This window comes from Shewanella sp. MF05960 (genome assembly GCF_050849305.1).
GTDB lineage: Bacteria > Pseudomonadota > Gammaproteobacteria > Enterobacterales > Shewanellaceae > Shewanella.
This window is the reverse complement of record NZ_JBOZPS010000028.1, coordinates 23819-32774: the sequence shown is the minus strand read 5'-3', so window position 1 is coordinate 32774 and position 8956 is coordinate 23819. Positions and strand designations below refer to the sequence as shown.

The following is an 8956-nucleotide window of genomic DNA, read 5'->3' as shown; positions in this document are numbered from 1 at the left end:
GGTATAAAACCGAATATCGTTACATTGTCAGACTCGCTGCTTTATTCAGAGTCTTAGGGGCATCTGGTGATACAGATGGTTCACTCTTATCGCGGTGAACAGCGCTTCATACGACCTCAGGTCGCACGTCCATAAAGGAGTTAGATGCCTAGCTTGAAATGCCTAAATTCAACTCTGAACTTGGGGCCGTTGAAGACTCTTTATAAAAGAATACATGAGCTGATTGAGTCTTCAGATTCATATACATTGAGGCCGTTGAAGAAAATGACGTGAGCTAGCCATGGATGGCGGGCTAGCTTTAGAGGGGAAGGGACGCCCCATCTGAAGCGTTAGCATTTTCGAATAAGGCTGAAGCAGGCTTCAAATGCAGTCAAAAGCTGGATTGACCCACGTCGCGAAATTATCGCATCTATTGTTTAAATTACATGGGATAATTTTGATGTGGCGGCTGGGCCAATTCTTTTATAAAGAGTAAAGAGGGAACAGCCGTTGGTTTCCTCTTGGTCTGGTGTGGGTGACGCGCCACGACGTTAGTGGCCGCAGGCCATAAAAGCAACAAGCAAACACCTGGATTCCGGCTCAAAGCATTGCCGGAATGACGCAGTATTTAACCCGTGCAGGGTGGAACCTTGCGATCTTAAGCGTTAGTGACCGCAGGCCGTAAGAAACAGTGGCCATACTCACCAGTTCAACCACCTACCCTCGTACTTTATCCAACGCTTCACAAACCGCATTAACACCTAATATGGCTCTTGGGGTTGCACGGTGCAGTAAGTCTGCATCGAACTGATATATATGCTGGTTTTTTACTGCGGGGAGTTCTGGCCAATCGGTCCAGTTAATGCCTAAAATATTGCCTTCATCTTGGCTTTGTAAAATCACTTCTGCACCGGTTAATAACACATTTTCGATACTTATTTGTGGGTATTCGCTGGCGGCATCATAAAACACATTTTCACCATGACACACTTCAATAAGTTGCTGGATCCAACTGCCTTTAGCTACCGTCATTAGTGGGGTTGACCATAATTGATAAAACACTTTTACCGCTGGCTTAGCTTGATTTTGACTTTTAATATCGGCTAATTGCTGACGGTAATTTGCCGCGACTTTATTGGCAATCGCTTCGTGTCCTGTCAATTGGCCAAGCAGTTCAAGATCGCTCGCAACGTCAGCTAAGGTTTTAGGATCGCTATTAACCACTTTAAAGCCTAAATCTTGCAGTTGCTTGATGTCTTCCATTTTATTGCCGCTTTGCCACACTACGACTAAATCTGGATTTAACTCAATAACTCGCTCAATTTGCACCCCATAATAGCCCCCAATACTTGGGATATTTTTAGCTTGTTCTGGGTAATCGGCATAATCAGTGGTGGCGACAATGTCATCGCCCGCGCCAATGGCGTAAAGCATTTCAACACTTTGCGGTGACAAGGCAATAATTCGTTTAGCGGGCGCTACTGGCACAGGGCTATTTACAGAAAGCTCATTAGCCGACACTGTTGCAAAAGCAATTGAGAGTACACTCGGTAAAATAATTAACGTACACGCCATCAACAACGAAACAAATAAACGTAACAAAAGGATATCCTTAACAGCTTAAGTAAACAGAATAAAGGTGACAAAAATTCATAAAATGACTATTCGACCAGTTTATCTGGCCAACCATGGTGCTCAATATAATTAACTAAATTTTTAGGGCGATAATTATTATCGTTCAACCAACGTGTTTTCACTGATTGATGCAATAAAATAGGCACTAATTCAGGGTCAAGTTCACGAATAAAACGCTTTTTAATGCGATAAAAACTACGATACGATTCATTAATATCAGCCATTGGGTTAGGCAATAACGCGTCAGATAAATGCAGCTCTACCGTTAACTTAAACGCTTTGGCTTGGCTCAGCATCCATTGCAACGCAATGTCCGACAAGGTACTACCATCTTTATTGGGTGCACAACTACCACCAATATTACTGTGAGCCCCCGCAAACCACACTTGTTGAATATCAATGCCACTGCGAGGTTGCCAAATAGTGGGTTCAAAATCACTTCGATGTTCATCCAACGCTAAAGCATGGCGCGCCACTTTCACATTGCGCCCAAGTTTGGTGTCGTAAAACTCGTCTTTGTCTTCAAATAACCCTAAAAATGACACTGGGATCCCCATTGCGCCTACGGTATCCCACACGCCCACAAAAGCCACTTCGCGCGATGGATGTGAATGCTGTTGTCTAAATTCAACCGAACGCTCACCTTCTGGCGCAAACGGTTTCGATTTCATTTTATAGTGTTCAAATGCTTGTTGAATCAATTTGGCATCGGGGCGAGTAATTATTCCGCAATTATTAATTAAGCCGCACAAACAGCGCACAGTGTAGGCACCTCGACTAAAACCGAATAAATAAATGTCATCACCTGGGGAGTAGTTTTGCACGATATAGCGGTAGGTATCCATGATGTTTTTATGTAAGCCGCGCCCAGTAGCGCCACCAATTAATGCGTCATGATAAGAACCGATGCCCCAGTCATAAAAGACCTGTTGCGGCACGCCATCATCACCTAACGGTTTAATCGCTCGGGCGAGTTTGAGCACATTGGTTGCGTGATCTTTTTCAAGATCCTTTTCAGGCCGATTCCATGTACCATCGGCACAAATCACAATTCGTTTTTTCATCACAGTCCCTGCTCCTTGCCTAAGTCGTCCTGTCATAGTCGTCCTACTATCACTATAGACTAAAAGCCTATTTGAACCCGCCTGAAAATAACCAATACTCTTCAACTAACCCTCAGCAAAAGGAACTGCGATATGATCACTGCAGAACAAAGTGTATTAATGATTGTTGACGTGCAAGGTAAGCTTGCCCAAGTAATGCAACAATCGGCTATGTTACACCAAAAGTTGGCCGTATTAATTCAAGGCGCGCAACTTTTTGATATTCCTATCATTTGGCTAGAGCAACTGCCAGACAAACTTGGGCATACTAGTGATGATTTGGCACAACTCCTTTCAAAAACCACTCAACCCATCGCAAAACAACATTTTAGCGGTTGGCATTGTGATGAGGTAAAGCAACAACTCAACACATTAAACCGTAGCCAGGTTATTTTAGCCGGGATAGAAACCCACGTGTGTGTGTACCAAACCTGCCAAGACTTACAGGCCAACGACTTTCAAGTGCATGTGGTTAACGATGCGGTGTCATCAAGAGAGTTAGAAAACAAAACCCTAGGAGTACAAATGATGCTAAACGATGGCGCTAAACTCACTAACGTTGAGTCGCTATTGTTTGAGTTACAGCATGTTGCCCAAGGCGAGCGCTTTAAGGCATTACTCAAGCTGATAAAGTAGCCATATGACCAATTGAACATGAAAGATACACGTTAAGCTTAATGACGTCCTAAATAAGTCTTTCACCTTAATTGAAGCATTAAGCGATGAACATATATTTATTATTGTGCGTACAATGAACAAATTGATCATCTTAGGCCAATAAAACACACCATGAAAAATAATGAAGTAAAAGTCCCCAGTGGCCGTCTGTCCCGTTTATCAAAAATGGGTGGGCTAGCATCGCGCTTGGCAGGTAACGTATTATTTGAAGGGGCAAAGCAACTTAGTAAAGGCCAGTCGCCTAAGCTACAACAACTGGTGATGACGCCATCTAACATTGGTCATGTAGCCGAAAAATTATCGCAATTGCGCGGTGCGGCCATGAAAGTCGGTCAAATGTTATCAATGGATGCCGGTGATCTCGTCGCGCCAGAATTAGCAGAGGTACTCGCCAAACTGCGCTCGGACGCTAAAGTCATGCCGCACAAGCAACTAACCACCTTACTGGTACAGCAATGGGGCCGAGATTGGTTGGCGCCTTTCGCCCAATTTGAACTGCGCCCTTTTGCAGCAGCGTCTATTGGCCAGGTGCATTTAGCCTATTTAGATACCGGTGAAAAATTAGCGGTTAAAATTCAGTATCCCGGCGTACGAGACAGCATCGACAGCGACATTGATAACGTTGCCACTTTATTGAAAGTATCGAGGCTGATCCCCGCAAACGTCAAGCTTGATACCTTACTCTCCGAAGCCAAAGCCCAATTACATAATGAGGCCGACTATCACTTTGAGGCAGAGCAAATAACACTTTATCAGCAACAACTTGGCGATAATCCGCATTTTATTGTCCCTAAAGTCTATTCAGCACTGAGCAATAACAACATCTTAACCATGCAATTTGTTGAGGGTACGGCCATTGAATCAGTCGCCCAGGCCTCACAAGAGGTGCGCAACCTCGTTGCCAGCCGCTTAATGGAATTATGTTTTAAGGAGTTATTTGAGTTTAAGTTACTGCAATCGGACCCTAACTTTGCCAATTTTCAATATCAGGCTGACAGCGAAAAAATTGTTCTATTAGACTTTGGCGCCACGCGCAGCATTAGCGATAAGTTATCACAAGGTTATCGACAGCTGATGGCTGGCGCACTTAAGCACGATAAAGCGCAAATGGCTGTTGCTGCGCAACAAATTGGTTTTTTTCAAGATGCGATAGACCCTGCACATAAGCAATTGATTATTGATATTTTCTATCAGGCTTGCGAGCCATTGTATTTTGATGGCGAGTACGATTTCGGCCAAAGCACGCTAGCCAAACGCATAACTCAAGCAGGCAAAGCCATGAGTACTCAACAAAATGAATGGCATACACCACCAACCGATGCTATTTTTATTCATCGTAAATTAGCAGGTATGTATTTACTGGCCGCTAAACTCAAGGCTAAAGTGAACGTTGGCGAGCTATTTTCTGTATACCGAAGCTAAACAGACTTTTGAAAACACGGTAATGATGCCTGTTAAATTGCACATTTACTCAACCAAGGCATCATTATGACATTGAATCATTTTTGGCGGTTTTACACTATCGTTAGCATAGCGATGCTCATGTCGATACTCATGCTCAGTGCACCTTCATTTGCCCATGAAAACGAACAACAAACAGATCAAAGCAACACCGATGCAGTAAAAAAGCCACAGCAGCAACCCACTGAACTCACCCTCTCGCCTCTTATGCCAGATGTATATTTACACCAGTCATATAAGCAGGTCAGCGGCTTTGGATTAGTTGAGTCTAATGGCTTAGTGGTGGTGCAAAACAAGCAGGCGTTTATTATTGATACTCCCTGGACAGATAGCGATACAGCCAAGCTTGTGGATTGGATTACCCAGCAAGGTTTAACCGTTACAGCCAGTATATCGACTCATTCACATCAAGACCGCGCAGGTGGAATTGGCTACCTTAACAGCCAAGGCATCGCCACCTGGGTGTCAGAAAAAACCCAACGCCTATTAACCGCCAACAAACTCAGCACTGCAAGCCACACATTTAGTACTAAGCAGCACACACTTCAACAGCAACTCATTGAAGTGTATGACCTAGGCGCTGGCCACACGGTCGATAACCTGGTGGTATGGCTGCCTAAGCAACAAATTTTATTCGGCGGTTGTTTGATTAAGTCATTGAATTCTCGCACTCTAGGCTATACCGGTGAAGCAGACCTGGAGCAATGGCCGCTTACTGTAGCAAAGGTACAAGCACAATTTACTCAGGCAAAAATAGTCGTACCCGGGCATGGCAAAATAGGCGATACTTCACTGCTAAGCCATACCATAGACTTATTAACACAGTAATTTCATATCAGCACTGATTTAATAATGCACTATTTGCAACCATATAAAAACCATATAAGAACAGTTAGTTAATTTACAGTTCAGTTGAACTTACACAAGGAGAGTCACCATGTTTAGTCACGTTATGCTTGGCGTTAATAATATTGAAGCGTCAAAAAAATTCTATGATGCCATTTTAGGCGCATTAGGTATTGCTGAGGGTAAAATAGATCCTAAAGGTCGTTGTATCTACATGACCCCAACAGGTATTTTATTACTCACTAAACCGATTAATGGTGAACCTGCATGTCACGGTAATGGCTCAACTATTGGTTTTGCTGCTGAAACACCTGCATTAGCCGATGCATGGCATGCAGCCGGCGTTGCTAATGGCGGCACAGCCTGTGAAGACGCTCCAGGCGTACGTTCAGGTGCTGGGATGGACTTATACCTAGCCTACCTGCGTGACCCTGATGGCAACAAGTTGTGTGCTCTGCACAGAGTGTAATTAGCTTCAAGAATTAACCTCAGCTCAGCCAGAGTTAATAAAAGAGGAAGGCCTGCCTGGTTCACAGTCAGGCCATCACTTTAATCAAGGTTACTGATGCATCACAACGCACTACGGGGTAAAATAGCCGCCCGTTTATGCTGTGAGTGTATGTAATGACTGTTAGCGATCCGTGTTTTATTCCTTTTAATGATGCGATAGCGTTCAATAGCACACTTGCAGAACAAGGATTACCAGAGTCTTTTACCTTTCCGTTTTATTACCAACCTCACCCTTTAACCATATTGGCAGCACAACAGTTGCAACAGGATCTGCTCGAGGCTAATCCTTGGCAGCATAACTTTGGCCTACACAGCCAACAAGATCGTGGCATGGTGATTGGCAAGATGTTTGGAGTGTTGGTGGTAAAAGACACGCTTGGGCAACTTGGCTTTTTAGCGTCATTTTCAGGTAAATTAGCCGATCAAAATATCTTGCAGCCCTTTGTACCACCAGTGTTTGACATGCTGACTCAAGACAGTTTTTTTAGTCATGAAAATAAACAGATAAACCAAATTAATCTGTCAATAAGCCTGCATGAAAGTGACCCTTTGTTAGCCAGCTTAACTCAGCAATTCGCTCAGCAACAACAGCAAGCAGAACGAGAACTTGAGCAACAACGTAACGCAATAGTTGAAGGTCGCAAACTGCGTAAGCTTCAGCGTGAGCAAGCAGATGATGCATTAGCGCAGGCCGATATCAGCAGTGATGAACATAAAATCTTGTCTATCGAACTCAGCCGTCAAAGTGTGCAGCAAAAGCATCAGCTAAACGCGTTAAAGCACCAGTGGCAGACTCAAATTGAAGTAACCAAAGTGGCCTTAGATGCACTTGTACAACAAATCACGCAGCTTAAACGTCAGCGCAAACAGCTTTCAAATGGATTACAAAACAAGCTTTTTGCTCAATATCAGTTTTTAAATGTATTGGGGGAAGCGCGTGATTTAAACGATATATTTAATGATGCACCGAATCATTTACCGCCAGCAGGTGCGGGTGAATGTGCTGCACCTAAGTTACTGCAATATGCGTTTACTCATCAATTTACTCCCATTGCCATGGCAGAGTTTTGGTGGGGCTCATCACCCAAATCTGAGATAAAACAACACAAAAATTTCTATCCAGCTTGTCACGGAAAATGCCGCCCTATTTTGACCCATATGCTCAAAGGCATGCAGGTTGATGCCGATCCACTATTGATTAATCCGGGTAAAGATCAACATATTGATATTATTTATCAAGATGATGCGATGGTAATTATTAATAAACCAGCAGAGCTATTATCGGTACCTGGCAAAAATATAACCGACTCGGTGTTTAGCCGTATGCAACAACAGTTTCCTAATGCTACAGGGCCGCTGATTGTTCATCGCCTAGACATGTCTACATCAGGGTTAATGGTGATAGCACTCACCAAAGAAGCCAACAAAGCCTTGCAGCAGCAATTTATTCAACGCAGCGTGACTAAACGTTATATCGCGTTAATTGAAGGTGTACCGAGCCAAGATGAAGGCGATATTAGTTTGCCATTGCGGGTAGATTTAGACGACCGTCCTAAACAGTTAGTGTGTTATGAACATGGCAAACATGCAGAGACATTTTGGCAGGTACATCAACGTCTTAATCAACGCACCTTAGTGCACTTATACCCTAAAACGGGGCGTACTCATCAATTGCGAGTGCATTGCGCTCATCATGATGGTCTGCACATGCCGATTGTGGGTGACGACCTATATGGCGTCGCAGCAAACCGTTTACACTTACATGCTCAATATTTGGCATTAACTCACCCAGAATCTGGTGAAGACTTAGTATTTGAAGTTAAAGCGGATTTTGAATAACCCTAAAAAAGTAATAAAACACTAAAATAATAAAACCGATATTAAATGAATAATATCGGTTTTTGACTAATGCATTAGCGTTAATAAAACGACGGCTAATTAGAAGTTATTAGATTTCTCTTCTAAATGCATTTGCTCTACAAGGCCTTGGCCTGTGCGTTGCTGATATGCTGACTCAGCTTGTTGCATTCTAGTTTTGCCACTAGTCACAAGTGCTTGACCTTGTTCGGTTTCACTTTGGCCTTCAGCAAGATTAGTGTTGCCGTCTTCGACAAGCTCTTTGCCATCAACATATTTTTCGTCTGCATCTTCCCAATCGTCAGCGATGTCATCTAATCTCTCTACGATTGCAGCGGCACGCTTACCATTTTGAGCGCCGGTTAAAGAGCTCGCCATAGATTGGAAAGCTTGACGTTGCTTTTGAGCGTCTTGTACGGCTTGCGCCATCAGCTTTTCGCCTTCGCGAATTTCCGTATTGCCTTTGTCCATTGCTTTACGACCATCAGCAAGTAGTTCTTGGCCTTTTTTAACGTCCTTTTGACCTTGTTCCCACTGTTGGGACAAATCTAGATTCTTTTCGCTTTCCGCTTTTACTTTTGAAGCAAAAGTGTTCTGAGTTGAAGCACATCCAGATAAGCTCGCAACACCAACGATTAACAAACTACAAAGTACTGTTTTCATTTAACGCCTCCATAATACGGGGTGAGAATCGGCGCAATTAAACAGCCTCGCAACAAAAATAGCAAGCATTGTTTTTACATTAAATAACGTTAATCAAACCCAGTGCCCTCGCGGTATATCAGCAATCAGCAATCAACACAAACGTCCTTTCAAAATGTTATATTTCAATAAATAAAAACTCATTTGCAACAAATGGTTAACCTGTATTTCGCTTCAATATTCAA

The 8956-nt window shown here is 43.3% G+C and carries 8 protein-coding genes; 5 read left to right on the top strand and 3 right to left on the bottom strand.

The annotated features are described in order from the left end of the window. Positions 1–696 precede the first annotated feature (696 nt). Together ACROAE_RS19450 and ACROAE_RS19445 are read right to left on the bottom strand one after the other, a co-directional pair. Entirely contained in the window at positions 697–1581 is an 885-nt protein-coding gene (locus ACROAE_RS19450; RefSeq protein WP_432405531.1) for a cobalamin-binding protein, read from the bottom strand. Between the two features lie 59 nt (positions 1582–1640). Then, on the bottom strand, positions 1641–2678 hold the full coding sequence (locus ACROAE_RS19445; protein WP_432405528.1) for a DUF2235 domain-containing protein: 1038 nt from the start codon (positions 2676–2678) through the stop codon (positions 1641–1643). Positions 2679–2810: 132 nt separating this feature from the next. On the opposite strand from ACROAE_RS19445, the gene ACROAE_RS19440 reads away from it, so the two are divergent. The 5 genes from ACROAE_RS19440 to ACROAE_RS19420 all read left to right on the top strand — a co-directional run bounded on the left by ACROAE_RS19440 (position 2811) and on the right by ACROAE_RS19420 (position 8051). Beyond that, a complete protein-coding gene (locus ACROAE_RS19440) occupies positions 2811–3353 on the top strand; it encodes an isochorismatase family protein (RefSeq protein WP_432405525.1) in 543 nt (180 codons plus the stop codon). Between the two features lie 153 nt (positions 3354–3506). Further along, positions 3507–4817 (top strand): ABC1 kinase family protein, encoded by a 1311-nt coding sequence (locus tag ACROAE_RS19435; RefSeq protein WP_432405519.1) that lies wholly within the window; start codon positions 3507–3509, stop codon positions 4815–4817. 66 nt (positions 4818–4883) lie between these two features. Continuing rightward, the gene (gene blaDIM, locus ACROAE_RS19430; protein ID WP_432405516.1) at positions 4884–5684 is read left to right on the top strand and encodes a DIM/SIM/IMP family subclass B1 metallo-beta-lactamase; all 801 of its coding nucleotides are present in this window, start codon (positions 4884–4886) and stop codon (positions 5682–5684) included. Between the two features lie 109 nt (positions 5685–5793). Continuing rightward, entirely contained in the window at positions 5794–6171 is a 378-nt protein-coding gene (locus ACROAE_RS19425; RefSeq protein WP_432405512.1) for a VOC family protein, read from the top strand. A 155-nt stretch (positions 6172–6326) separates the two neighbouring features. Further along, positions 6327–8051 (top strand): RluA family pseudouridine synthase, encoded by a 1725-nt coding sequence (locus ACROAE_RS19420; RefSeq protein WP_432405509.1) that lies wholly within the window; start codon positions 6327–6329, stop codon positions 8049–8051. Positions 8052–8150: 99 nt separating this feature from the next. Here ACROAE_RS19420 and ACROAE_RS19415 read toward each other — a convergent pair whose 3' ends face one another. After that, complete coding sequence (locus tag ACROAE_RS19415; RefSeq protein WP_432405506.1) at positions 8151–8732, bottom strand: hypothetical protein; 582 nt, start codon at positions 8730–8732, stop codon at positions 8151–8153. Positions 8733–8956 lie beyond the last annotated feature (224 nt).